Origin of the sequence: Nocardia beijingensis NBRC 16342 (genome assembly GCF_001612785.1) — a bacterium.
In the GTDB taxonomy this organism is placed as follows: domain Bacteria; phylum Actinomycetota; class Actinomycetes; order Mycobacteriales; family Mycobacteriaceae; genus Nocardia; species Nocardia beijingensis.
Genome location: NZ_BDBC01000037.1, coordinates 12,514 through 37,825, shown reverse-complemented (window position 1 = coordinate 37,825; position 25,312 = coordinate 12,514). Strand labels below are relative to the sequence as shown.

Here is a 25,312-nt window from a genome sequence, read left to right as displayed (position 1 = left end):
TTTGCCTGACTTCCAAGGACTCTCACCGAGCATCCGCCCCAGCCACAGAGGAAGCGTGCAGCTGGAGAGCCAGCAATCCGCCGCTGTATAGCGTACCGATACACAACGGGTTATCCCCGATGCCGGTTGTCGATGCCTGGTGGCGACGGAACCGCGGGGGCCGATCAGCGAGCCACTACTCGAGTTCCGTTCGGTACCGCGCGCTCGGCGCGGTGGTCCGTCGCCCGCGCGAGTACCTCAGGGCACAACGATTCATCGGCGCCGGAGCTGTCGATCACCGCAGGCGGGCGAGGGCCGTCAGCTCACCAACGCCTGCGGCGACAGCGTCTTGAGCATGCCGTTCGCCCAGCGCAGTTGCCGCAAGGTCTCCGGGTGGCAACGCCGGCAGAGTTCGACCAATTCGATGTCCTGTGCCGCTTGGGCTCCCTGGGCCAGCAGTTCCCAGTCCAAGGACACACCGGCCGCGACGCGGTGCAGACGACGCAGATCGGCCAGCAGCAGCAGGGCCGGTTCCGGCCGGCGGCCCAGCAGCGTGCTCACGCGCTCTTGCAGTCCCGCGCCGAAGGTCTCGGCGCGGGGCTCCGACCGGAGGTTCAGTTCGTATCGGCGGCCTACGTCGGCGAGGGCGGCGATGTGGTCTACCGACCAGCGCCGGATATCCAGGGCCACGTGGCGGACCTCGTGCTCGGTGACGTGGCGCGCGGCGATCCCGGACAACTCCCGGGCGAGTTTGCGTTCGGATCGGTGCAGTTCGCGCAGCGCGATGCGGAGTTTCATCGGTTCGGGACCTCGAGCAGTTCGTCGTCGAGCGCCGCGCTGCCGCCCACGGTGGCGGCGATGCCCGGCGTGGTCGGCGCGGACGCGGTGGCGGTGGGCGCGGGCGCCGGGTGCCCGTGTGCGCCCGCGAGCCGTTCGAGCCGGGCGGCCGCGGTCTTGAAGATCGGCTGTTTCGAGGCGGGATCCCAGTCGGTGACGGTCATTTCGTTGGCTGCCCGCTGGTGCTCGTGCTCGCCGCCCGGCTGGTCCCAGTAGCCGTAGTGGAACGGCACGAACAGCACGCCCGCACGGATGCCGGTGATCCGCGCCCGTGCCCGGATCGCGCCACGCGGCGAGGAGATCCGCACCATATCGCCCTCCGCCACACCGAGTTCCGCCGCATCGCGGCTGGACAGTTCCACCCACACCTGCGGCGCGGCGGCCTGCAACTGCGGCGCGCGAGCCGTCTTGGTGCGGGTGTGGAAGTGATACAGGGTGCGGCCGGTGATCAGCGCGAAGGGATAGTCCGCGCTCGGCTGCTCGTGCGGGGGCACGAAGCGGGCCGCCTTGATGATCGCCTTGCCGTCGGGATTGAGCGCGCGGTACTCGGTCGGTTCCACCGGCGTTCCCGTGATCAGGTCCTTGCCGTAGCTTTCGCAGTATCGCGGGGCAGCGAAGAACTCGCCGTTCTCGTACAGTCGCTCGGCGCCATCGGGATACCGGTCGTTGCAGGGCCACTGGATGCCGCCACCACGCAGGCGTTCGTAGGTGATCCCGGTGTAGTCGCAGGGCCGCCCCGCGCTGCACTTCTTCCACGCCTCGAACGCCGATTCCGGGTCGCGCCACGGCGGTAGCGGGCCGCCGTCCTTGTCGCGGAAGTCCATGCGCCGGGCGTAGTCGAGGAAGATGTCCAGATCCGCTCGCGCCTCGCCCGGCGGATCGACCGCTTTCTCGGAGATGTGCACCGTCCGGTCGGCATTGGTGAAGGTGCCGGTCTTCTCGCCCCAGGTCGCGGCGGGCAGGACGACGTCGGCCAGTTCGGCCGTTTCCGTGCGGAACAGATCCTGCACCACCACGAACAGTCTCTCCTGGGCGAGGATGGACCGGATGCGCGACAACTGCGGCAGCGACACCGCAGGGTTGGTGGCGCTGATCCACAGCATTCGGATCGTGCCCTGCTCCGCGTAGCGGAAGATCTGCATCGCGTGCGTCGGGGGCGCGTAGTGCGGAATGCGGTGGGTCTCGATGTTCCACAGCTTCGCCAATTCGGCGACGTGCTCGTCGTTGGCCCAGTTGCGGAAGCCGGCCAAGTCGCCGTCGGCTCCGCATTCCCTGGTGTTCTCGGCGGTGGGCTGGCCGTTCATCTGCAATATCCCGCAGCCGGGCTTGCCCAGCATCCCGCGCACGATGTGCATGTTGTTGACCTGCACGGCCGCTGCCGTCGCCTGGTGGGATTGGTAGAAGCCCTGCAACACGGTCGACAGCAGCCGCCGTGCGGTGCCGACCAATTCCGCCGCCTTGCGCACGTCCGCGGCGGCGACACCGCAGATCTCGGCCACGCGCTCGGGGGTGTATTCGGCTACCGCCGCGGCCAATTCGTCGAATCCGACGGCGTTGGCGTCGATGTAGTCGCGGTCGATCCAGTCGTGCTCGATGATCTCGTGCAGCAGGCCGTTCATCAGCGCCACGTTGGTTCCCGGCAGCGGAGCCAGATGCACGGTGGCGGCCTTGGCCACGGGTGTCGGGCGCGGATCGACACACAGCAACGCGGGCGGTTTCGCTCCGGCCAGGCGGTCGAGCATGCGCGTCCACAGAACGGTCTGGGTTTCGGCGACGTTGTGTCCGAACAGCGCGATGACGTCGGCGTGATCGACATCGGTGTAGCTGCCGGGCTGACCGTCGCTGGCGAACGATTCCTTGAGGGCCTGGGCCGCGGTGGCGGTGCACAACCGCGTGTTGCCGTCGACATGGTTGGTGCCGATCGCCCCGTGCGCGATCACGCCGAGGGTGTAGTACTCCTCCAGGAACAGCTGTCCGCTGGTGTAGAAACCCAGCGCACTCGGTCCCCGCTCGGCGAGCAATTCCTTGCTGCGCCGGACGATGCGGTTCATCGCCGTGTCCCAGTCGGTCTCCACCAAGCGCCCGCCGACGCGGATCAACGGCTTCGTCAGCCGGTCGGGCGAGGCGTTCGCCTGCCACCCGAACAGGTCTTTCGGTCCGAGCCGACCGTGGTTGACCCGGTCTCCCGCACGTCCGCGGACCCCGACGATGCCGCCGTCCCGCACGGCGATGTCCATCGCGTCGCCATTGCTGTGCAGGATCGACGCCGAGGGCACCCACTTCTCGACGTCTTGCTCGTCGACTCCGTCGGCCAGATGCATGTCCACGCGGACCGGCCACGGCTCCCCTGGTTCGTACGGTGTCCGGTGGCCCCAGGGTTCGGCTATGCGGTCATGCCTGATCACCACCCGCGCATACCCGGCATGTGGTGTGGCAAACGGAGTCAGGGCGGTTCGTGCCAGACTGGCGTAGATGGAGCGAGCGAACGCCTTCCACGACGAGAAGTCCGCGCCGACCGCCGGTGGGGAGAGCACGCGCACGGTGATCGTCGCTTTCGGCGCCAACGTCGCGGTGGCGGTGGCGAAAACGGTCGCCGCGACGCTGTCCGGCTCGGCATCGATGGTCGCCGAGGCCGCGCACTCGTGGGCCGACACCGGCAACCAGGTCTTCCTCCTGGTCGCCAACCGGCGCAGCACTCGCACCGCCGACGCGAAACGGCCCCTCGGGTACGGGCGCGAGGCGTATGTCTGGTCGTTGCTCGCGGCGGTGGGTCTCTTCGTCGCGGGCGCCGCAGTGTCGGTGTGGCACGGCATCACCGAACTGCTGCACGAAGGCGGAAGCGGACAGGATTACGCGATCGCCTACCTCGTGCTCGGGATCGCCTTCCTCTTGGAGGGCACCTCGTGGCTGCAGGCCACCCGGCAGCTCGGCGGCGAGGCCGAGAGCTTCGATCAGGACATCCTCGAGTACGTGCTGGAGACCTCCGATCCGACCTTGCGCGCGGTCTTCGCCGAGGACAGCGCGGCGCTGATCGGCATCGTCATCGCGTTCGCGGGAATGGGACTGCACCAGCTCACCGGCGCCGCGGTCTGGGACGCGCTCGGCTCGGTGCTCGTCGGTGTGCTGCTCGGGGTGATCGCCGTCGTGCTCATCGACCGCAACCGGCGCTTCCTGACCGGCGAGCCCGCCTCGCCCGAACTCCGCGCCGCCGCCGCGGCCCGCATCGAGGAAATGCCGGAAGTGGCCGCGGTGCGCTTCGTGCGCTTGGAGTATGTCGGGCCCCGGCAGGTCTTCCTCGTCGCCAGCGTCGACCTGGTCGGCGATCCGGCCGAATCGAGCATCGCGCTCACGCTGCGCTCGCTCGAACGAGAACTCGAACGCAATCCGCACATCGCCGACGCGGTTCTGACGATCGCCGCTCCCGAGGACGACACGTAGCGGGTGATTCCGCCGATCAGGTGGTGACGGCGTCGAACATGCCGGGCTCGTAGGAACCTCCCGGCATCCGCGTGATCACGCCGAGCCGGTTGGCCGCGTTGATCATGGCGACCAGGTAGACCAGCGCGGTGATCTGGTCGTCGTCGTAGTGCTTGCGCACCTCGGCCCAGGTGTCGTCGGAGACACCGCGGTGGGCGTCCGCGAGGCGGGTGCCCTCCTCGGTCAGCGCGAGCGCGGCCCGTTCGGCCTCGGTGAACACGCTGGACTCGCGCCAGGCGGCGACCAGGTTGATCCGGACGGTGGTTTCACCGGCCGCCGCCAGATCCTTGCTGTGCACATCGGTGCACCAGCCGCAGCCGTTGATCTGGCTGGCGCGCAACTGCATCAGCTCCAGCGTGGTCTTCGGCACCGTCGACTGCAGGATCGCCATGCTGGTGCCGGCGAACCGCTTGCCGATCTTCGCGCCGAGTGCGCTGTCGTTGAGATTGATCCGGGTTTCCATGAGGTGGTCCTCGCTTGTGGTGGTGGTGTGCTGTGCACCGAACGAACACCAGACGTCGGCGGCCCTGGCCTTGTAACGGCGGGCCCGACGTGACCTGTGCCACTGTCCGTCGGTGTTACGAGACGGCGGGGGCCGGCGTCTGCTGGGTGACACAGCCGAAAGGGAACAGGAGCCACGCATGGCAGGCACAGCGCAGAAGACGCCCGGCGACCACCGCGCCGCCCCGGCTACCGCGGCGTTCGTCGCCCACCGGAACCTGCTGTTCACCGTCGCCTACGAGATGCTCGGCTCGGCCGCCGACGCCGAGGACGTGCTGCAGGAGACCTGGCTGCGGTGGGCGGGCGTCGACCTCGGCACCGTCCGGAATCAGCGTGCCTAACTGGTCCGGATCGTCACCCGCCAGTCGCTCGACCGGCTGCGAACGCTCGGGCGGCGCAAGGAGTTCTATGTCGGCCCCTGGTTGCCCGAGCCGCTGCTCACCGCGCCCGACGTGGCCGAGGACGTCGAGCTGGCCGACAGCGTGTCGATGGCGATGCTGCTGGTGCTGGAGACGTTGACGCCGATCGAGCGGGCGGTGTTCGTGCTGCGCGAGGTGTTCGACCTGAGCTACGACGAGATCGCCGACGCCGTCGACAGGAGCCCGGCGGCGGTCCGCCAGCTCGCGTACCGGGCCAGGGCGCACGTCGCGGCCCGGCGACCGCGCGGTGTCGTCTCCGCGGCCGAGACGCGCGACGCCCTCCAGGCGTTCCAGCGAGCGATCGACACGGGCGATCTACGGCACCTGCTCGACATCCTCGCGCCGGACGTCGTCCTGCTCGGTGACGGTGGCGGCGTGGTGCAGGCCACGCTCGCGCCCGTGCTCGGCGCGGACGACGTGGCCCGTACGCTGACGGCCGGGCTGGGCAGGCTCGCCGCGGTGTCGAGGCAACCAGCGCTGGTCAACGGGTATCCGGCGCTGATCCTCCGGCGCGACGGCGAGATCGACACCGTCTTGGCGCTTCGCATCGACGACGGGCTCGTCACCGGGCTCTACGCCGTGCGCAACCCGGAGAAGCTGTCGCGCATGCAGCGCGAAACGGCACTGTGCCGCTGACGAGGGGCCTGACACACCGCGCAGGACCGCTCCTGCTTCCTCGGGCCGGACTGCTCCTGATCTCCGGGACTCCTGCGCGCCGACAGTAGGCCAGCGGCGTCCTCGGGCCGGACACTCGGGGGCGAAGCCGGGCGACCTGGTCTGCGCGGACCCCTTCACCCGCCGGCGACTCCGGCCATGATCAGCTGGAGGTAGGCGTCCTCGATATCGCCGGCGCCGAAGACCTCGGCCAGCGCGGAGCGATCGATCTCCCCGCGCTCGGCGGCGAGCACCAGACCGAGCGCCGCCTCGCGGGCCCGGGTGCCCGGCTCGCCCTCGACCAGCTCGGCCACTACGGCGGCGGTGTTCTCCCCGCTCCACACAGCGGGTACGGCCGCGGTGACCTCCGCGGCGGGCGGTGCGGCCCCACGGAACCACCGGCCGCCATCCCACCAGTAGCAAAAGGACAGCAGGCCGATGCCCGCGCGTGGGTTCAACAGCGGATTCGCCACCCACGCCGGCGCGCCCATGTAGAGGTCCGGCATCGGCGCCCCGGCGTTGTACACGGCGTCGAGAACGGGATCGTTCCACACGCCGCCGGACAGCACGGCCCGCTCGCCGGGCACGATCCACAGCGAGGAACCGCTGCGCTCGGCCCCTTCGAACAAGCCCAGCGCGGGCAGGACCCGCGGACCCCACGGGGAGCCCACCGCGACGAAGGCCGCCGACAGCACCGCCCAGCGCGCCACCAGCAACGGCAGCGCGGGCAGACCCTCCTCTTCCACCGCCGTGCCCGGCTGCGCTGCGGCCGCCGTCTCCGCGGGACGCGACTGCCGATCGGCATGCCCGATATGGGCGGCGAGCCACACCGGTAGCCGGTCCCGCGGAAACACTTCGAGATCCGCTCGATAGACCTCGGCGGGGAAAAGGTGGTCCTCGGGGAACGGCTCGTCGCCGTAGTCGTAGTCGGTCCGCACTTCACCGGACGCCGACACCAGCAGCAGATACCGCCACCAGGGCCCGCCGGGCTCGGCGGCCGACGCCTCCCGATGCGTGCGGACCAACGCCAGCACCTCCTCCGGAGGCAGGATCTGGACCGTACCGCCCTGCGCGTCGGTGGCGACGACCGACGCCAGCTCGGCGGCGACCGTCAGCACGAAGACCGCGTGGATCTCGTGGTCGCCCCGCGGAGCGAGCCCGGTCAGCGATTCGGCGATCCGCCGGCTCGCCGGATCCGGTGGCGTCGGTCCGTGCGCGGACGACTGCTCGGCTGCGGTCACGACGTGGCACCTCCTCGTTCGCGGCGCGAGGCTACCACCGCACGGGAAACGAATGGTGCTGCCGAAAACGGCTTTTCGAGGTCGGACGATCGATTCATGCTGCGCCCGACCAGAGTTCGCCCGGTCTTTGATGAAGGTTCAACTCCCTGCGGTGTAATCCGATGACGTCGACCGCCGAGGAGGCGAACGTGGGGAGCACTCCGAGAGGGCGCTGCGGGACCACCGTGGAGCAACGGTGACCCTCCACCTGCCCGACGGGTTGCAGTGGCTGGCCTGGGTGGCAGGCACGACCTGGCCGAAGGGTGACGAGGACGCCGCATGGGCTGCGTCCGAGGCGTGGAAGACGGCGAGCAAGGAACTGGAAGCGCTACTCACGGCCATCGACGAGGCCGAGCAGACCACGGTGTCGGCGTACCCGCAGGGGGAAGGCGGGGCCGCGATGGGCGCCCGCTACGACGTCCTGCGCACCGGGGACCAATCCCTCGAGGCGCTGGCGAAACTGATGAGCACCGTCGGCGACAGCGCGTTCGACATGGGCACCGAGATCCAGGCGACCAAGATCACCGTGATCGTCACCCTGGCCTGGCTCGCGCTCGAGATCCTCTGGGCCTGGCTGTTTCCGCCGACCGCGCCCGCCGTCGAAGCGGCCGCGATCACCACCACCCGGTCCTTCCTCAAGGTGTTCGAGGACTTCGTCCAGAAGATCATCACGAATATCGCCGCCCGGCTCGGCGCCCCGACGGTGAAGCGGCACTTCTGGACCCGCGCGGTGCAACTGCGGCCGGTGCTGCCGACGGCGAAGGGCTACGGCGTGTACGGCGTGCGGGCAATCGAGGCCGCCGCCATCACCGGAACGATCAACGGAGCGGTGCAGGTCGGCCAACTGGCGGCGGGCAAGCGCCGCCACTTCAACGGCGGCGAGTTCGGACTGTCCATCCTCGCCGGTGTCGCCGGCGTGATCCCCGGCCGCGAGGCAGGCCGGTATCTCGGCAAGGGCATCGACAGGTTCGCGGGCAAGAACCTCGGCAACGCGTTCGGGCGGGTTGGTCGCGGCGTCGTGATCGGCGGCGCCTCCGGCGCGGTCGGCACCGTGTTCGGGAACGTGGCCGCGGGGGCGGTCACCGGCGACTGGTCGTCGTTCTCGTCGGGACCGGGCTGGGTCGGCGGCATCGCGCGTGGCGGCCTGGTCGGCGGAGCGCGCGGCGGATTCGCGCTCGGCACACCGATTCCGCCGGGGCGCGGGGACATCCGCTCCTACGTGTGGATGCCGAAACCCTCGACCGGCAACACCGGACGCCCGCCGGTCCACGACGGGTCGTCCACCGGAACAGGCGGGAGCAGGTCGGCGTCGAACACCGGCGCGGGCGGGAGCAGGCCCGCGTCGACGGCCACCGGCGCGTCGGCCGGCGCACCTTCGGGAGGGTCATCGCCCGCGGCGTCCACGGTCGCCGGTTCCACCGGTACTCCCGCGCCGCATCCCAACCGCTCGGCATCCGGTAACTCGCGCCCGGCCTCCGCTGTCGGCAGCGGCGGTGCCGCGTCCACTCACTCGGGCAGCTCTGGACACAGCGTGTATCACGACGCCAGCAGTCAGTACAGCGGAGGCGGACCATCCGTCCGACCCGGCACACCCGACACCGTCAGCACCGGATCGGGCCACAGCGTCTACCAAGACGCCACCAGTCGATACGGCGGAGGCGGACCATCCGTCCGATCCGCCACACCGGACTCTGTCAGCACCGGGTCCGGCAACACGGTGTACCACGACCCCACAACCACCTACAGCAGAAGCGGTCCATCCGTCCGCCCTGGCACACCCGAGACCATCAGCACCGGATCAGGCCACAGCGTCTACCACGACCCTGTCGGCACGAGTTCCTCCTCGACGGGATCGAACTCCAGCTACTCCACCGGTTCCGGGGCGGGCGGGTCCGGCCACTTCACCGGTCGGCCCCCCACTTCGTGGGAGTCGTCGGTGGACGGCTGGGGCTCGACCGGAAGCCCGCCGCCCGGCAACACGGGATCGGGATCTTCCGGGGCCGCGCAGATTTCGCTCGTGTCCCCGTCCCCCGGTCCGACACCGCCCGCCCCCAGCGGACACCCGCCGTCCGGTGGGAGCACCGGACCCGCGGGTTCGCAGGTCACCGGTTCCTCCGGCACGCAGGGAAATCCGATCGCCACCGGCGCCGACGAGCCGTTCCTCGGCGAGGGTAAGGACGTGCGCGGCAAGACGCGTCCGAAACAGTGGCCGTCGGTGGAGCCGTTGCCCGGCCCCTTCCAGCCACCTCCCGGCGGCGCCTCGCAGCCGAGCGACTGGCTGCCAGGGGCCCCGTCCCCGAAGGCCGGCACACAAGCCGCCACCGCAGGCCCTGAGGACGTCGATGTTTCTTTCACCCTCTAGACCGCCGACAGCGAAGGGAGTGCCATGGCCGCCGATCGGGTAGAGATCGACCCGGAGAAGCTGCGCCGGGCATCGGAGCTGACCGGGGAGTTGTCCACCAAGGTCACCACGATCGCCGAGAAACTCCGGAACACTCTGGGCGGCATCGAGTCCGATGCCACCACGATGCCGTGGGGCGACGACAAACGGGGCAGGAAATTCGCCGAGGGCGAGAAGGGCTACCAGGCGGCGCGCAACAACCTGCTCGACGGCGCGACGGGCGCCGCGCGGACCCTGCACGACATGTCGGAGGGCCAGCGCGAGGCCGCTGACTCGTTGAGCGGCACCGACCAGGCGTCGGGCGGACAGTTGGGTGGGTGAGCGGTACATGGTGAACGAACGTCTGCACGCGGACATGGCCACGATGCTGGAGGGGCTGGGCGAGCAGTTGCGCGGCATCGCCGAACTCCAGAAGCAGCGTTCGCAGCTCACCGCGACGGTGACCGCGTGCGACAAGCGCATCGAGGTGACGGTGAACGCCGACGGCATCCTGATCGCCACCAGCTTCGCCGACGACGTCCTCGATCTGAGCCTCGACGAGATCGCCGAGAACCTGACGGCGGCCGTGCAGCAGGCGTCGGCGGAGGTCGCCCGGCGCGGCAGGGACCTGATGGCGCCGCTACTGGAACGGAAGAACGCGCTGCCGAAGCTGTCCGAGATCGTCGAAGGCGCTCCCGATCTCGGTTCGCTCATGCCGACCGCGCCCGCCCCGCCGACGACGCCGCCCGATCCGGCACGCTGGCCCGTCGACGATTCCGGCGGCGCCGGACCGCGGTCGGTGGTCGCCGACAACGACGACTGACGTCGCGGTGCACATCCGAAGGAGCGGGGACCGGATCCCCGGCGGAGGAAGATGACGATGGCCCTCGAATCCAACACGTGGTCCGGCCTGGAGAACCAGGCGAAGGCGGGGTATCTGAAGTTCGACCCGGCCGATGCCCTCGCCGCGGCCCAGGCCTGCGCGGAGCTGGTCGACGATCTGCTCGGGATGGCCGCCGCGGTGACCGACCTGCGCCTGAACAACTTCGCGCCGATCGGCACGCTGACCTCCGGCACGCAGCTGGCGATGGCGTTCACCAGCAAAGGTTCTCGCCTGCACACGATCCTGAGCGACCACGCGAAGATCGTCACCGACATGGGCGAGACCTACATCGCGGCGGGCAAGGCGTACACGAAGACCGACGGGGAGTCCGGGGACACCTTCAAGGCGCTCAGCGCGCTGAAGATGCCGACCGAGGCGACGCCCTACACGCCGGGCAAGAAGGCCCCCGGTGCACCCGACGCCGAATTCGACAAACCCAGCGGCGGTTTCACCTGGACGGACGGGGACGGCAACACCCACGTCGAGAAGGCGAACGCCGAGAGTTTCCCCTCCTCGTTGAAGGACTACCAGGGCGCGAAGGATTCCGGTGTCACGGCCGACATCGAGAACAAGGACAGTCTCAGCTTCGCCGAACTGTACGAGCTGGGACGCGATCTCGATCCGCAACCGGTGCTCGCCGCCGCGGGCACTTGGCACAGCCTGGCCAACGACCTGCTCGGCCGGTTGAACACTTTCGTGACCGTGATCTCCGCCGGTACGGAGGCGTGGGAGGGGCAGGGCGCCGCCGCGGCCGCGGACGCGGTCCGGTCCTACTCCGACGGCGTGCAGCCGCTGATCACGTCGATGATCGCGATGAGCCAGAACCTGGACTACACGGCGCAGTGGCTGCACCTCACCAAATTGAGCATGCCCGCGACACCGGACCCAGGGGACTGCTGCCCGGGGAGGGTGACCCGGCGGTACCGCAACGAGTGGCAGAAGCACTACGGCGAGGGCATGAAGAACACCGTGTCGGTGATGCCGGTGGTCAACGGGCCCATCGCCACACCGCAGCCCGGCGGGCAGGGGCAGAACCAACCGGGCGGCAACCAGAACCAGCCGGGTGAAAACCAGAACGCGCCCGGCGACAACCCCAACGAGCAAGCGCAGGATCGGACGACCGCGGGCCGTAGGCAGCGCACCGGCTACGAAGACCAAGGCACCGGCAACCAGAACCCCGGCCAGGACTATCAGGCGGGTTACCGAGACGGTTACCGCGAGGGGCTGGAAGCCGGACAGGGTGGCTCCGACAGCGCCGGTCCCGGTTCCGGGGCCGGTCTCCCCGGCGCCGACACGCGGACCGCGGGCGCTTCGCCGGGAAGCGGCGGCTCCCTGCCCGCGGGCTACGAAGCCGCTGGGCTCGGCTCGCAGTCCGAAGACGGATCGACGGCCGGCGGGGCCGGTTCGGGTCCCGCGGGCCGGTTCGGCGGCGCCGCCGAATCCCAGGGCAGCACGGCGCCCGCCCGCGGGTCCGGTGGGTCGGGAAGCTCGGCCTTGCCGCGCGGCAGTGTGTCATCCGGTGGACAACCCGAATCCGCCGGGAGCAGCGGTATGCCGGAGGTGCCCTCGCTGGGCTCGGTCCCCCTGCCGCGCATGTCCTCCGGGACGGACGGCTCGTCCGGCGGGTCACCGGCGAGACCACGTGGCACGGCTTCCGGCGCCGACCCGGCGTCGCTCGAAGACGCGCTGGCACGGGCGACGGGCGCGGACCCCGCGCAGGTGCGGTCGGTGCTCGACAACCTCCCTGGGCTGCTGAACGAGGACACTCTGTCGCAACTCACCGGGCTGCCGCCGGAGCAGGTGCGCTCGATCCTGGACAGCGTCCCGGATGTCGTCGACGAGAACGCGCTGTCGGAACTCAGCGGAGTGGACCCGGCAGGTGTGCGGTCGGTCCTGGCGAACCTCCCCCTGGCATTGGACGAGCAGGCGCTCGCGGCGGCGACCCGAACGGACGGCCCGTCCACCGCCGGCGCCGGTCTCGCCGCGCAGGACACCGCGTCAGGGGTGGCGCAAGGCGCCGGTTCGCTCGCCTCCGCGGGCCGGGAATTCCTCGGGCAACTGGGGAAGGCGCTGACCGAGGGGGTGGACACACTGACCCGATTCGGGAGCACGCTGCCGGGCGCGGAGAAATTGCAGGAACTGTTGCGGCAGTTCGATCCCGACGCGCTCGCAGCCGGGCACACGCCCGTCGACCCTGCGGGAGCGGGTGGGGCCGGCTCGGCCCCCGGCGGTCGAGGAACCGGAGTGGAAGCCGGACTATCGGAGTATCCGACGCAGCAATCCCGTGCCGCACAGTTGTTTCCGCGTGCGTCGCTGCCGGGTGCCGAAGCCCCGGTCTATCCCGCCGTCGCGGCGGGTGCGCGGCCGGACGGTGTGCCCGCGGGCGCGCCCATGATGGGAGCGCCAGGCGCCGCGGGCGGTGGCGCCGGGCAGGGCAACACCGCACACAAGCCCGCCAGGTTCCTGCAGTCCAAAGTCCATCTCGATGATGCCATCGGCGCCGCGCCCGACCGCGTGAAGCCGGTGGTCGACTCGTGAACCGGTTGTGGGAATTCACCGATCTGGAGTTCAACCTGCTCTGCGAGGAGGTCAGGCAGGGCGAGTTGCCCGCGCCGTTCGTCTTCACCAGCCGCACGCGGCTGGCGGCGGACTACGAGCAGGAGAAGGCCGAGGTCAGGCAGCGGCTGCTGCGGTGGCTCGACCACGATCTGGACGCCTTGGCGGGCGCGATCGCCAAACCCGACGTCTTCCTCGTCGCGCATGCCTGGAACGACCAGGACTTCGGCAACCCCGAAACGCGCACCAGGGTGCACGCGGTCCGGCACCGGGCGCGCGGGTACGTGATCACCCAGCGGCCGGGTGAAACACTGGCGCACAGCGGCGGATTCGATGCTTTCGAATGCGATCCGCACGCCTTGGCCGACACGGTGGTCGGGCTCCTTCCCCGCTGCGGGGCCGGCGGGCTGGACGCCATCCGTCTCGCGCTCCCGGCCGCCCGGCCCGAGCCAGAGCCCGACCGCTCGGCCACCACGATCTCGGACAACGACGACGATGCCGACGACGACGTGTTCCGCAGCGCGGCGTTCTTCGACACCCCCGCCGTCAGCACCGGAATCGTCAAGGTGCTGCAGGGCCGCTCGAAGTACGGCCCGCGGGGACGGATCGAAGCGGGCCTGCTGTGGCGGGACCTACCTGACGACGGACGTTACGTAATGCCCCTGGATCACCCTGCGCCGATCGCCACCGCGATGGGCAGCGACCGGCTGGCCCTGTGGGTGCGCGACCGGATCGAGGAGATCCTCGCGCGGATGGATTCGCACATGGAAACGGAGGAGTGAGCACAACGGCGACCGAACGAACCGGTAACGGTTGCGTGAATCGCGGCTCGCGTGCCCGCCGCGCCGGGAAAGGCGAGAACCATGAAACTGACAGTCATCGGCGGCACCGGACGGATCGGCTCGCAGGTGGTCGGGAAGCTGTCCGCGGCCGGGCACGAGGCCGTTGCGGCGGCGCCGTCCACCGGCGTCGACCTGATCACCGGCGAGGGCCTCGACCGGGCGCTGGAGGGAGCCGACGTCGTCATCGACCTGGCGAACTCGCCGACCTTCGACGAGGCGTCGGTGGATTTCTTCCGCATCTCCATGCGCAACCTGCTCGATGCCGGTGAGAAGGCCGGTGTCGGACATCAGGTCGTGCTGTCGATCGTGGGCGTGGACCGGGTGCCCGAACTGGACTACTACCGGGCCAAGACCTTGCAGGAGGACCTGCTGCGGCTGGGCCCGACGCCGTACTCCATCGTGCGCGCCACCCAGTTCTTCGAGTTCATGGACGCGGTGCTGTCCTGGACCTCCGACGACGACACCGTGCGCCTGCCCGCCACCCCGATCCAGCCGATGGCCGCCGCGGACGTGGTCGACGCGGTCGTCGAGGTCGCCACCGGCGCGCCGCTGGGCGGAGTCCGGAATGTCGCCGGTCCCGAGGTCTTCCGACTCGACGATCTCGGCAGGCTCACCCTGGCCGCTCGCCACGACAGCAGGACCGTCGTCACCGACGACACCGCGGGCATGTTCGCCGCCGTCTCCGGCGATGTCCTCACGGCGGGCCCGGACGCGCGCGTGGCCCCCACGCACTACCGGGAGTGGCTGGAGAAGCTGAACTCGGCGTAGTTCTCAGGCGAACGGCCATCGGGTCAGCCGGTCATCGGCGCGCGCCTCGTATGGCCGTGCGCCGAGCGCCCGCGCGCGGTCGCGTGCCGCGACGACTTCCTCCCGCGCGCCGGGAAGACCGAGGATTCCGCGTGCGGTCCCGCGATAGAGCCCGGACGGACCGAGACACACCAGTCCCGGCCACTGCACCAGCAATGTCTCGCCCCACCCCTCGGTCAGCGGTTCGAGTCCGGCGGTGAGCTCGACCACCCGGTCGCGCTGCCCTGGCGCGCGCTGCCCCACCGCGAGCAGCGCCTCGATCAGCAGCGGCACCCGAACGACGACGCGCGGGCCGTGCCACCTCCCCGGCAGGGCGACGATCGATTCGATCGACGCCATCGCGCGCTCGTGGTCGCCCAGTTCCGCCGCGGCCATGGCGACCACGAGCGCGAAGTCCTCGTCGAAATCCTCCGCCATGCGGTCGGCCTCGGCCAGTGCTTCGCCGAGTCGTCCGCGGTGCCACAACTCGATCGAACTGCTCGTCAGCACCGAGACCTCGGCGAGCAGCCGGGCCCGATCGTCGACCGTTCCCAGGTCGGCGGCGAAGCGCGTCATCAGCTCCTGGGACCGCGCGTAGTCGCCGCGCAGCACCGCGAGCATCACCTGCCACCACAACTGGGTGGCCGCGAGGTCGGTGCCGCCGTCGGCGGCCAGGCGCTCGAACTCGGCCGACAACCGGCGGACCAGCCGCATGTCGCCCGCCTCCAACGCGCAGACCCGCCGCAGATGAACCGCCGTCGCCCGGACCGCACGGTCGTGACCGGCGAGTTCCTCGAGTTCCTCGGCGATCTTGCGCCGGTCGGCCACGGTGACCGGATCCCAGGTGCACACGAACTCGGCCAGCAGCACCTGCGGCCACGACCGGCTGCCCGGCGCGCTGCGCGCCCGCGCCTCGGCCAGGGCGTCGAGATCGCCCGAGATACCGTGAATCGCGCGATCGGCGGCCTCGATCGCCTCCACCTCCGCGACCAGGTCGGCGTCGAGGTCGAGGCGATGAGCCAGCGCCCGCGCCCGCAGCCCCGACGAACCCGCCTGCACCACACCGTATCCGGAGAAGTACCCGGCCACCCCGCGCGGCGCGGCCAGCAGAGCGGTCCGCGCCAGCCCAGGCCAGTCGCGGCGCTCACCACATCGCCGCCCGGCCCGGTCGAAGCACGCGGCGGCCTCGTCGTAGTGGCCGAGGCGGTTGTGCGCTTGCCCCGCCAGCCGATCCAACTCGATCGCCAACTCCGCGTCGCCGGGATCGGCGTGGCGCATGCCACGGGCGGCCAGCTCGGCGCACTCGCCGGCCGCGTCGCGCGACAACGCGTCCCGCGCGGCGGCGGCGCAAGCGTGGGCGGCCGCGGGGTCGAGCGCATCGAGCGCCGCGGCGCTGCGATGCAACGCCTGCGCGGTGAGCGCGCCGGGCCGCAGGTCGGCGAGCGCCTCCGCGATGCGCTTGTGCAGCAGCGCCTTTCGGATCCGGCCGAGAGTGGCCAGCACGGCGGCGCGCACCAGTTCGTGCCCGAAGACGACGGCGTCGTCGCGCACCGTGACGACGCGCGCGGCGACGAGTTCACCGATCCGGTCGTCGAAGCGCGGCGCGCCGTCGGCGGCGGCGGCCAGTCCGATCGGGACTCGCGGTCCGATGACGGCCAGCACCTCGGCGAGCGCGCGCGCCGACGGTGAGACCGTGCCGAGTTTCGCCGCCGTGATCTCGGTGGCGGCGCCCCCGGCGTCCAGCGAGCGTCCCGCCCGGACCAGATCGCACAGTTGCGCCGCCACGAAGGGGCTGCCGCCGCTCAACTCGACGATCTGGGCGCGCACCGCCGGACGGGCCGCACCTGCCTCGGCGCGCACCAGTTCCTCCATCGCCGCGTCGGGCAGCGGCGAAAGATCGACCGCGACATGAGCGCCCGCGCGGCGCAGCAAGCGCACGGCGGCGTCCACCTCGGCCGGAAGCGGCTCGGGCCGGACGGTGAGCAACAGCAGGACGGGATGGGCGCGCAGTACCCGCATCGCCGCCGCGATCGTCCGCACCGAGTCCGGGTCGGCCCATTGCACGTCGTCTATGACCGCGACCACATGGCCGGTCTCCCGCGCCACGTCCGCGAACAGGGCCGCGAGCGCACGCGGTCCCGCGATGTCCGGGACCGCGCGGCCTGCCAGCGCCGCCTGATCCAGCCATGGCGTCAGCGTCGCCTGCGCCGAAGGGCCGACGCCGCTGCTGCCCGCGGTGAAGAAGGCCGGGTCGCCGTGGCGTCGCACGGCGTCTTCGACGACGGCCGTTTTGCCGATGCCGGGCGCGCCGCGCACCGTCACGACGGTAAGCCCGCGCCGCGACCGTTCCCTGGCGCGGTCGATGACCTCGGCGACGTCCTCCCGGCCGACCAGGGCGGATCGTCCCGCCACCGGAGTCGCCGACGGCGTGGCCGGATTACGGATCTCGTTCTCCACCCGCGCGGTGTCGGGCGCGGGATCGAGCCCGAGATCCTCCCGCAACGTGCGCCGCAACCGCACGAGGACATCCAGCGCTTCGGAGACCCGTCCGCAGTCGCGCAACGCCAACGCCAACAGGCGAGCCGTGCCCTCCCGATGCGGATGCCGCGCGCATTCCTCGGTGAGCAGCGTGACCGCGTGCCGCGCCCGCCCCAGCACCAGCAAGCCCTCGGCGCACATCTGCACGAGTTCACCGCGCAATTCGTCCAGACGCGCCCGTTCCGGAGCGAGTTCGGCGATGTCGCCGACATCGGACAGCGCGTCGCCGCGCCACAGCCGCAACGCGCGTTCCAGGAGGCCGACGGCGCCGGCCACGTCACCGTCGGCGTGCGCGGCTCTGGCGTCCCTGGACAGCACGTCGAGCAGGTCGAGATCGGTGCCCGATCCGCCGCAGCGCAGCACGTAACCATTCGAACTCGTCTCGATCCGGACTTCGGGCACCGGCTTCAGCGCCCGCCGCAACCGCGACACGTAGCCCTGCAGGGTGACCAGGGCGCTCGCGGGCGGATTGCCCCGCCACAGAAGTTCGCACAGATAATCCGCGCTGCGGGTGGTGCGTTCGGCGGCGAGGACGATCAGCAGGTCGGCGTGCTTGCGCGCCGGGATGGTGATGCGGGCTCCGTCCGGGCCGCGCACCTCCAAGGGGCCGAGCACCGCGATGGCGGGTGCGTCGGCGCCGGACCGGCCGCGCACCAGCGTCACACCAGCGCCCTCGCCGACCCTTGGCTCATGACACACACGCAAGCACTCCTGCCAACCGCGACCACCGGCGACGAGCGGACCGTCGCGGGCCGCCCCTCTCGCGAGACTGTACTGCGGATGTGCGGCGCCGCGCTGACCATCGGCGGTGCCCTGTGCATCGCGGGCGGCACCCTGCATCCCATCGTCGCGGGCAAGGGCCATTCGGTCGAGGCGCTCACCAGTCCCGGCACGCCGATCGCACAGACCCTGCTCGGAATCGGCACCGTCCTGCTCGTACTCGGCCTGCCCGGCATGTACGCCTGGCTGCGACCGCGTATCGGCCCGGCCGGATTCGCCGGCACGGTCGCCTACCTGCTCGGCAATATCGTCACCGCGACCGGTCATCTCACCGTCGAACTGTTCGTCGCCTACCCGTTCGCGTCCGATCCGCGAACCGCGCACCTCATCGCCGGCAACGACAACATGATCGACACGACCGCGTTCGCCCTGTTCAATTCGATCGGCGGCGTGGTCATGCTCGCCGGTATGGGCCTGCTCGGCGCGAGTCTGCTGCGCCACAACGCGATTCCCCGCTGGATCGCCGTGCTCACGCTGCTCGGCATGGTCGGCTTCTTCCTGCCGATTCCCGCCACCCAAGGGCTGTCCGGATTCATCTACGAGGCGCCACGCGGCATCGCCGTCGCTGCCATCGGTGTGCTGATGCTGCGCCGCCCGACGGGATTGCGCCGCTGGGCGGCCCGCGGTGTGGCGGCGGAGCACGAGCGCACCCAGTGATCGGGACCGGATCGAGCCGGGATGTCCGCACCGCGGCGGCGGCGCCGAGGTGCGGACGTCCCCGCTCATTCGGCGGCCGCGCCCACCGTGGACAACTCCCAGAAGTCGGCGTAACGGCCGCCGAGGCGCAACAACTCGTCGTGGCTGCCCTCTTCCACGATCCGGCCGTCGTCCAGGAAGACGATGTGGTCGGCCCGTCGGACGGTTCGCAACCGGTGCGCGACCAGCACCACCGTGCGGCCGGCCAGCAGCCGTTCGATGCCGTCGTGGACGGCGGCCTCGTTCACCGGGTCCAGCGCGGAGGTCACCTCGTCAAGCAACACGATCGGCGCGTTCTTCAGCAACGCCCGCGCGATCGAGACGCGTTGGCGCTCACCGCCGGACAGCAGCGCACCGCCCTCGCCGACGTTCGTCGCCCACCCGCCGGGCAGCCGCTCGATCACTTCGTCCAGCCCGGCCGCGGTCGCCGCCGCCCGCACTTCGGCTTCGGCGGCGCCGGGACGGCCCAGACGCACGTTCTCCTCGATCGTGCCGTCGAACAGGTAGACGTTCTGGAACACCACGGCGATCCGTTCCATCAGCGCTTCGGTGCTGATCGCCCGCACGTCCACACCGCCGACGCGCACCGCGCCGCCGTCCACGTCGTAGAACCGCGCGAGCAGTTGCAGCAGTGTGCTCTTGCCCGCGCCGGACGGGCCGACGACGGCCACCCGCCGCCCCTCCGGCACCGACAGCGACACGCCGTCGAGCACGGTACGGTCGCCGTGCCGGAACACGACGGACTCGAACGCCAGATCGTGGCCGACCGGCCGGATCGGTTCGCGCGGTTCGGGCAGCGGCTCGGCGCGCAACACGGTGTCGAGGCCGCCCAGCACCGTCCGGGCGCTGCGCAGCTTGCCACCGATCTCCGACAGCGACAGCAGCGGATCCGCGCAGCGGGCGACCAGCACCAGCATCGCCAGCATCTCCGCCGCGCCCGCGTTCCCGCCGAGCGCGACGTAGGCGCCGAGGGCCAGCAGCACGGTGAACATCGCCTGCACGGTGAGCGTCAGGCCCACCATGCCGGGCAGCGCGGCCAGCACGGCGCGGCGGGAGGCGCGCTCGAGTCCCGACAGCGCGTCGTCGAGCAACCGGAATCGTTCGGCCGTGCGACCACCGGCGCGCAGCACCGGCTGCGCCTGGAGATATTCGACGACCCTCGCGGTGGCCTCCTCCGCGCGTTCGACGCGGTCGGCGTCGGCGGCGGCCATCGCACGTCCGGTCCAGATCTGGATGGCCGCCACCACCGGGACGGCGGCCAGCGCGGCCAGCCCCATGTGCCAGTCGAAGGCGAGCAGCACGGCGACGATCGTCAGCGGCGTCACGCAGGCGGAGATCATCGGCGCCAGCAGATGCGCGATCACGCTCATCGCCTGCAGCACACCCTCGCTGGCGAGGACCGACACCTCTCCGACGCGTCCGGCGGTGAACCAACCGAGCGGCAGCCGGGCCAGATGATCGCCGAAACGGTGATAGACCCCGCGCAACAACGTGGTTCCCACCAGGAAACCGGACAGATCACTGCGATAGCGCAGCACCGCATAGCAGGCGATCGCCGCCCCGAAGGCGATCAGCCACGGCCGGGCGTCGGCGGGCGTGCTCCCGAGCAGGGCACGCAGTACCGGCACCAGCAGGGCATAGGACAACCCTTCGGCCACCGAGGTCGCTGTCATCAGGACCACGGTCCGGCGTACGGCCGGGGCGTACTCGTGTCCGAGCACGCGCAGCAACATTCGGATCATCGGGGTTCCTTCCCTCGCGGTGCCTGGTCGGCGAACGATCGCGCGGACAGGCTCTGCCCGCTCCACGACCCGAATTCGCGCCGCAGCATGTTGCCGATGGATTCGGCCTTCTCGGTGAGCGCGGGCCGGTGGGATCGCCAGAATTCGGCGAACCGGCCGTCAGCGGCCAGTAGTTCGCCCGGCTTGCCGCGCTCGACGATCGACCCGTTCTCCAGCACGACGACGGTGTCCGCGTCGGCGATGGTTTCCAGCCGGTGGGCGATGACCAGGATGGTCCGCTCGCCGTCCAGCGTCGCCAGGGCTCGGCGCACCGCCCGCTCGGTGTGCGGGTCGGCGAAGGCGGTGGCCTCGTCGAGCACCAGCACGGGGGTATCGGCCAGCAGCGCGCGTGCGATCGAAAGCCGTTGCGCTTCACCGCCGGACAGCTCGGCTTCCGCACCGAGCACGGTGTCGTAGCCGCGCGGCAGTTCGAGGATCCGATCGTGGATGTTCGCCAGCCGGGCGGCGCGCACCACGTCGTCGAAGCCGGCATGCGGCACCGCCAGCGCGATGTTGTCCGCGACCGACGCGCGCAGCAACCGCACGTCCTGGAAGACGAAGGACACCATCCGGTAGAGCGCCCGGCTGCCGAGCTCGCGCAGATCGACGCCGCCGAGCAGGATCGCACCGTGGGTGGGGTCGAAGAACCGGGGAAGCAGCTGGACAAGCGTGGACTTCCCGCTTCCCGACGGCCCGACGATCGCGGTGACCGTCCCCGGCTCGAGCACCAGGTCGATGCCGCGCAGCACTTCGTGCTCGGTGTCGTAACCGAACCGCACGTCCCGCAGTTCCACCCGGTGTCCCCGCGGCGCGACCGGGCGCGCAGGCTCCGGCAGCTCCGGCGCCGCGAGCACTTCCCGGATCCGGCCGACCGCGCGCCGGGCCGCCTGCAGATCGTCGAAGCCGTGGCCAAGCGCCGCCACCGGAGCGGTCAAACCCAGCCCGAGCAGCAGGAAGGGCAGCAGGTCGGGTGGGGCCATGGCGCCGCCCGTGATCAGGACCGCGCCACCGGTCAGCACGACCAGCAGCACGAACGGCGGCGACAGCACCACCTGCATCGCCGCGCCCGGCCCGGCCAGACCGCGCACCATACGCAGGAAGGAGTTCGTGAAATCGTCTGTCGCCGCGCGGAATTCCCGGTGCGCGCGTTCACCCGAGCCGAATGCCTTGACCACCGGGATGCCCTGCACGAATTCGACGGTCGCGCTCGCGATCCGAGCCATCCCCGCATCGAACTCCTTCTGCTCACGCAAGCGGGCGGAGGTCATCATCAAGGGCACCAGCGCCACCGCAAGCGCCACCGGTATCAGCGTGACCACGGTGAGCCGCCAGTCCACGGTGAACAGATAGATCAGCGACACCAGCGGCACGACGAATGCCGCGACGAGCTCGCCGGGGGTGTGGGCGATGAGCGGGTGCACGGTGCCGACGTCTTTGCCCACGATCTTCGCCAGCTCACCGGTGCCACGCCCGGAGAACCAGCCGATCGGCACCCGCCCCAACCGCGCGGCCAGTTCCCGGCGGAACATCAGTTGCACCCGGCTGTCGAGCAGGTGCCCGATTCCGGACGACGCGGCCGTGAACAGCAGCCGGACGAACAACCCGGCCGCACCCGCGATGACGATCATCCGGACGTGCCCGTGATCGACCGGTCCGGGCGACAACAGCGTCCGGCCCAGTTCGACGACCGCGAGCAACGGCGCCAGACCGGCGACGGCGCCGATGATCTGCGTGACGACTACCGCGGCGAACCCGCCGAGGTACGGGCGCAGCGACACGGTCGCCCTTCCCGGCGCCGTGGTGCCGGTGTCCGACGGGGGTGGTGTGGACTGCTTCCTCGCCTCGGCGAGGTCGATGGTGGTCATGGTTCTCCCCTTTCGGCCGATCGCGCTGCGCCTAGGCGGTTTTCGAGCCGGTAGCCGGTTCCAGCGCGCGGCGGAGCACGGCGGCGATTTCGGCGCTCTGGCGCTGCGACACTCCGGCGGACCGGATCGCTTGCGATCCGTGGAACGTGCCGGGCCACTGGTGCAGCTCGACCGGCACGCCCGCGCGCAGCAGGCGCAGCGCGTACTCGATGTCCTCGTCGCGGTTCGGGCAGTACTCCGCGGTGGCGATGTAGGCGGGTGGCAGGCCGGACAAATCCTCGGCGCGCGCCGGTGCGGCGTACGGTGTCGCGGGCGTGGCGGCAAGGTAGTGCTGCCACATCTGGGCAACTTTCGCCCGGGTCACGAAGGGGGTGTCGGTGAAAGCGCGCGCCGACCACGTCAGCTGACGGTCGTCGAGGACGGGCTGGTTGAGCAGTTGGAAGCGGATCGGCGGCCCTTGCTCGTCTCGGGCACGCAACGCGACCGCGGTCGCTAGCCCAGCGCCCGCGCTGTGCCCGCCGATCGCGATCCGCGCCGGGTCGACGCCGAGCTCGGTCGCGTGCTCGGCGGTCCAGGTCAGCACCGCGTAGATGTCGTCGTGCGCGGCGGGGAACGGATGCTCGGGAGCCAGGCGGTAGCCGACCGAGATCACCGTCACGCCGGAGTCGTTCGCCAGCAGCGTGGCCCACGGATGTTCGGTGTCCAGGTCGCCCATGACGAATCCACCGCCGTGCAGCCAGATGAGGGCGCCGCCCTCGGTCCGGCGCGGCCGGTATATCCGTATCGGCACCTCGACATCGCCCGGTACCGTGCGATTTTCGATCGACATGCCCGCGATGTCGGGCACCGGAATGGCGGCGGCCAGCTCGGCGAGATGCTTCCGGGCGATGCCGGGGTCGCTCAGGTCGGCCGGGGGGAAGAAGGAGACAGCGGCCTCGAGTTCGGGATCCAGAATCATGCGTCGATGGTCGCGCCGTCCCGGCGCGCTCGGCTTCCGGCGACAGGAGTCACCGTCTACGTGAATGCGCGTACGAGAGCGTCGATCGGCTGCGCCGGCCGTCGTAGCCGAGCACGGAGATCTACGGCGTTGTGCGGCACACTGATTCGCCGGATGCCGACGATCCGGCGGCTACGAGGAGAACTCCACCAGCCCGGTCTGGTAGGCGATCACGACCAGCTGGGCTCGGTCGCGCGCGCCCAGTTTCACCATCGCTCGGCTCACATGGGTGCGCGCGGTGGCGGGACTGAGGAACAACGCGGCGCCGATCTCGTCGTTGCTCATGCCCTCCCCCACCAGCGCCAGTACTTCGCGCTCACGGTCGGTCAGCACGGCGAGCCGGTCCTCGGCGGACTTGGCGGCCCGCCGCCGCGCGGTGAACTGACCGATGAGCCGCCGGGTGATCCGCGGCGCGAGCAGCGCGTCACCGGCGGCGATCACCCGGATGGCGTGCAAGAGTTCGGCCGGTCCCGCGTCCTTGAGCAGAAACCCGCTCGCACCGGCCTGCAACGCGTCGAAGACGTTCTCGTCGGTGTCGTAGGTGGTGAGGATGAGCACCTTCACCCGCTCCATCCCGTTGCCCTCGGCGATCTGCGCGGTGGCGCGGATGCCGTCCAGTCGGGGCATGCGGATGTCCATCAGGACGACGTCGGGGCGGGTGGCGCGGGCGAGTTCGACGGCTTCCGCGCCGGTGGTGGCCTCACCGACCACCGTGATGTCGTCCTCCAGGTCGAGCAGCACCTTGAAGCCGGAACGGACCAGGCGTTCGTCGTCGGCGAGCAGGACTTTGATCGGTGGTGCCGAGTTCACAAGCGCGTCCCGACCGGTGTCAGGGGCAGGCGCGCGGTGACCTCGAACCCGCCTTCCGGGCGCGGCGTCGCGTCGAGTTCACCGCCGAGCAACCGGCAGCGTTCGCGCATCCCGGCGATGCCGCGTCCGGTCGTGGCGGAGCTGTCGATCCGAACGGGTGCGGCATCGCGGCGACCCTCGTCGACCACCCGTATCCGCACGGCGTCGATGCCGGGTTCGAGCGCCACCCTCACCTTGGTCGGGCCGACGTGCCGGATCACGTTGGTGATCGACTCCTGCACGATGCGATACGCGGCGCTGCCCACCGCGCTCGGCAGCGGCGTCACCGCGGCCGTCTGCTCGAAAGCGATGTCGAGCCCGGCGTCGCGGGCCTTACCGACGAGCTCGTCGATCTGGCCGAGCCCCGGATAGGGCTCGCGCTCGTCGCCGTCGCGGAGTACGCCGAGGATCGCGCGCATCTCCCGCAGCGCCCGCGAACTGGTCTGCTCGATGGTGCGCAGGGCTTCCCTGGCCTGTTCCGGTCGCTTGTCGAGCACGTGCGCGGTGACGCCGGATTGCACGTTGATGATGGCGATCGCGTGGGCGACCGTGTCGTGCACTTCGCGGGCGATCCGCAGCCGTTCGGCGTCGACCCGCGCCCTTGCCTCCTCGTCGCGGGAGCGTTCGGCGAGTTCGGCGCGTTCCTGCGCGTCGGCGGCGATGACCCGGCGGGATCGGACGGATTCACCGAGGATCGTGCTGATCACCGACGCGCCGATCCGGAAGAACACCCACCCGATGGCCACCAGCGGCTGCACATCGGCGGCGGCGATCAACCAGCCGACGGACAACGCCGTGATGCCCGCGCCTGCGATCAGCAGCGACCGCTTCCCGTCCCCGTAGGCGGCCAGGGTGTACAGGGCGACGAAGAGGCCGAGATACGAAAGCCGGTCGGGGAAGCCGAGACCGAAATAGACCAGGCTGGCCGCCGCCGTGACCGCGAACACCGCGACCGGCTGCCGACGGCGGGCCGCGACGGCCAGGCCGCTGGCGATCAGCAGCACATAGCCGAAACCCGACACCGGCGTGTAGGCCGGTTCCAACGGCACCGGTATCGCGGCACTCTGCACCTGGATCACGGTGACGAACAGCGCCAGCAGAACATCCGGGAACCAGGCGGGCCGACTCGACACCCAGGCGGACAGCCGTCGTGCCGCCGCCTGCTGAACCATGCCGTGAGCGTACGGCATCCGCGAGCGCTCGCGCTCCTGA

The 25,312-nt window shown here is 70.7% G+C and carries 18 protein-coding genes and 1 pseudogene; 9 read left to right on the top strand and 10 right to left on the bottom strand.

Annotation, left to right across the window (positions count from 1 at the left end; genetic code table 11):
* Positions 1-297: 297 nt before the first annotated feature.
* Positions 298-777 (bottom strand): hypothetical protein, encoded by a 480-nt coding sequence (locus NB3_RS21395; RefSeq protein WP_067806295.1) that lies wholly within the window; start codon positions 775-777, stop codon positions 298-300.
* Entirely contained in the window at positions 774-3,218 is a 2,445-nt protein-coding gene (locus tag NB3_RS21390) for a molybdopterin oxidoreductase family protein (RefSeq protein ID WP_169810732.1), read from the bottom strand. Before NB3_RS21390 ends, NB3_RS21395 begins: the two co-directional genes overlap by 4 nt.
* A 70-nt stretch (positions 3,219-3,288) precedes the next feature.
* On the opposite strand from NB3_RS21390, the gene NB3_RS21385 reads away from it, so the two are divergent.
* Positions 3,289-4,254: a cation diffusion facilitator family transporter gene (locus tag NB3_RS21385; RefSeq protein ID WP_067806294.1), complete on the top strand. Its 966-nt coding sequence runs from the start codon at positions 3,289-3,291 to the stop codon at positions 4,252-4,254.
* A gap of 16 nt (positions 4,255-4,270) precedes the next feature.
* Here NB3_RS21385 and NB3_RS21380 read toward each other — a convergent pair whose 3' ends face one another.
* Positions 4,271-4,756 (bottom strand): carboxymuconolactone decarboxylase family protein, encoded by a 486-nt coding sequence (locus NB3_RS21380; RefSeq protein WP_067806293.1) that lies wholly within the window; start codon positions 4,754-4,756, stop codon positions 4,271-4,273.
* Between the two features lie 178 nt (positions 4,757-4,934).
* Between NB3_RS21380 and NB3_RS21375 the strand changes: the two are divergent.
* Positions 4,935-5,849: pseudogene (locus NB3_RS21375) on the top strand (RNA polymerase sigma-70 factor).
* Between the two features lie 155 nt (positions 5,850-6,004).
* Here the strand turns inward: NB3_RS21375 and NB3_RS21370 are convergent.
* Positions 6,005-7,108, bottom strand: coding sequence for a hypothetical protein (locus NB3_RS21370; RefSeq protein WP_067806291.1), 1,104 nt, complete (start codon positions 7,106-7,108; stop codon positions 6,005-6,007).
* A gap of 235 nt (positions 7,109-7,343) precedes the next feature.
* Here NB3_RS21370 and NB3_RS21365 point away from each other — a divergent pair, with 235 nt between their 5' ends.
* From NB3_RS21365 to NB3_RS21340, 6 genes are all read left to right on the top strand, one after another.
* Entirely contained in the window at positions 7,344-9,509 is a 2,166-nt protein-coding gene (locus tag NB3_RS21365; protein ID WP_067806288.1) for a WXG100-like domain-containing protein, read from the top strand.
* 24 nt (positions 9,510-9,533) lie between these two features.
* Complete coding sequence (locus tag NB3_RS21360; protein WP_067806286.1) at positions 9,534-9,869, top strand: hypothetical protein; 336 nt, start codon at positions 9,534-9,536, stop codon at positions 9,867-9,869.
* A 7-nt stretch (positions 9,870-9,876) separates the two neighbouring features.
* Positions 9,877-10,350 (top strand): YbaB/EbfC family nucleoid-associated protein, encoded by a 474-nt coding sequence (locus tag NB3_RS21355; protein ID WP_157111933.1) that lies wholly within the window; start codon positions 9,877-9,879, stop codon positions 10,348-10,350.
* A 57-nt stretch (positions 10,351-10,407) separates the two neighbouring features.
* Positions 10,408-12,948, top strand: coding sequence for a PPE domain-containing protein (locus tag NB3_RS21350; protein WP_169810729.1), 2,541 nt, complete (start codon positions 10,408-10,410; stop codon positions 12,946-12,948).
* Positions 12,945-13,748 (top strand): ESX secretion-associated protein EspG, encoded by an 804-nt coding sequence (locus tag NB3_RS21345; RefSeq protein WP_067806279.1) that lies wholly within the window; start codon positions 12,945-12,947, stop codon positions 13,746-13,748. Before NB3_RS21350 ends, NB3_RS21345 begins: the two co-directional genes overlap by 4 nt.
* An 81-nt stretch (positions 13,749-13,829) precedes the next feature.
* Positions 13,830-14,576 carry an SDR family oxidoreductase gene (locus NB3_RS21340; protein WP_067806351.1) on the top strand — a complete coding sequence of 249 codons (747 nt, stop codon included), beginning with the start codon at positions 13,830-13,832 and terminating at the stop codon, positions 14,574-14,576.
* A gap of 3 nt (positions 14,577-14,579) precedes the next feature.
* On the opposite strand, the gene NB3_RS21335 is transcribed toward NB3_RS21340, so the two are convergent.
* Entirely contained in the window at positions 14,580-17,795 is a 3,216-nt protein-coding gene (locus NB3_RS21335) for an ATP-binding protein (RefSeq protein WP_169810728.1), read from the bottom strand.
* Between the two features lie 27 nt (positions 17,796-17,822).
* Between NB3_RS21335 and NB3_RS21330 the strand changes: the two genes are divergently transcribed.
* On the top strand, positions 17,823-18,569 hold the full coding sequence (locus tag NB3_RS21330; RefSeq protein ID WP_067806276.1) for a hypothetical protein: 747 nt from the start codon (positions 17,823-17,825) through the stop codon (positions 18,567-18,569).
* 65 nt (positions 18,570-18,634) lie between these two features.
* On the opposite strand, the gene NB3_RS21325 is transcribed toward NB3_RS21330, so the two are convergent.
* The 5 genes from NB3_RS21325 to NB3_RS21305 form a co-directional block, all read right to left on the bottom strand.
* The gene (locus NB3_RS21325; protein ID WP_067806273.1) at positions 18,635-20,350 is read right to left on the bottom strand and encodes an ABC transporter ATP-binding protein; all 1,716 of its coding nucleotides are present in this window, start codon (positions 20,348-20,350) and stop codon (positions 18,635-18,637) included.
* Positions 20,347-22,254 carry an ABC transporter ATP-binding protein gene (locus NB3_RS21320; protein ID WP_084823544.1) on the bottom strand — a complete coding sequence of 636 codons (1,908 nt, stop codon included), beginning with the start codon at positions 22,252-22,254 and terminating at the stop codon, positions 20,347-20,349. Before NB3_RS21320 ends, NB3_RS21325 begins: the two co-directional genes overlap by 4 nt.
* A 31-nt stretch (positions 22,255-22,285) precedes the next feature.
* Positions 22,286-23,212, bottom strand: coding sequence for an alpha/beta hydrolase (locus NB3_RS21315; RefSeq protein WP_067806271.1), 927 nt, complete (start codon positions 23,210-23,212; stop codon positions 22,286-22,288).
* 171 nt (positions 23,213-23,383) lie between these two features.
* On the bottom strand, positions 23,384-24,061 hold the full coding sequence (locus NB3_RS21310) for a response regulator transcription factor (protein WP_067806269.1): 678 nt from the start codon (positions 24,059-24,061) through the stop codon (positions 23,384-23,386).
* On the bottom strand, positions 24,058-25,272 hold the full coding sequence (locus NB3_RS21305) for a sensor histidine kinase (RefSeq protein WP_067806346.1): 1,215 nt from the start codon (positions 25,270-25,272) through the stop codon (positions 24,058-24,060). Before NB3_RS21305 ends, NB3_RS21310 begins: the two co-directional genes overlap by 4 nt.
* Positions 25,273-25,312 lie beyond the last annotated feature (40 nt).

Coding starts and splice junctions, on each gene's coding strand:
- NB3_RS21355 (WP_157111933.1), top strand. CDS start 9,877: ATGGTGAACGAACGTCTGCACGCGGACATGGCCACGATGCTGGAGGGG.
- NB3_RS21380 (WP_067806293.1), bottom strand. CDS start 4,756: ATGGAAACCCGGATCAATCTCAACGACAGCGCACTCGGCGCGAAGATC.
- NB3_RS21395 (WP_067806295.1), bottom strand. CDS start 777: ATGAAACTCCGCATCGCGCTGCGCGAACTGCACCGATCCGAACGCAAA.
- NB3_RS21315 (WP_067806271.1), bottom strand. CDS start 23,212: ATGATTCTGGATCCCGAACTCGAGGCCGCTGTCTCCTTCTTCCCCCCG.
- NB3_RS21325 (WP_067806273.1), bottom strand. CDS start 20,350: ATGATCCGAATGTTGCTGCGCGTGCTCGGACACGAGTACGCCCCGGCC.
- NB3_RS21320 (WP_084823544.1), bottom strand. CDS start 22,254: ATGACCACCATCGACCTCGCCGAGGCGAGGAAGCAGTCCACACCACCC.
- NB3_RS21350 (WP_169810729.1), top strand. CDS start 10,408: ATGGCCCTCGAATCCAACACGTGGTCCGGCCTGGAGAACCAGGCGAAG.
- NB3_RS21360 (WP_067806286.1), top strand. CDS start 9,534: ATGGCCGCCGATCGGGTAGAGATCGACCCGGAGAAGCTGCGCCGGGCA.
- NB3_RS21340 (WP_067806351.1), top strand. CDS start 13,830: ATGAAACTGACAGTCATCGGCGGCACCGGACGGATCGGCTCGCAGGTG.
- NB3_RS21385 (WP_067806294.1), top strand. CDS start 3,289: ATGGAGCGAGCGAACGCCTTCCACGACGAGAAGTCCGCGCCGACCGCC.
- NB3_RS21330 (WP_067806276.1), top strand. CDS start 17,823: ATGACACACACGCAAGCACTCCTGCCAACCGCGACCACCGGCGACGAG.
- NB3_RS21305 (WP_067806346.1), bottom strand. CDS start 25,272: ATGGTTCAGCAGGCGGCGGCACGACGGCTGTCCGCCTGGGTGTCGAGT.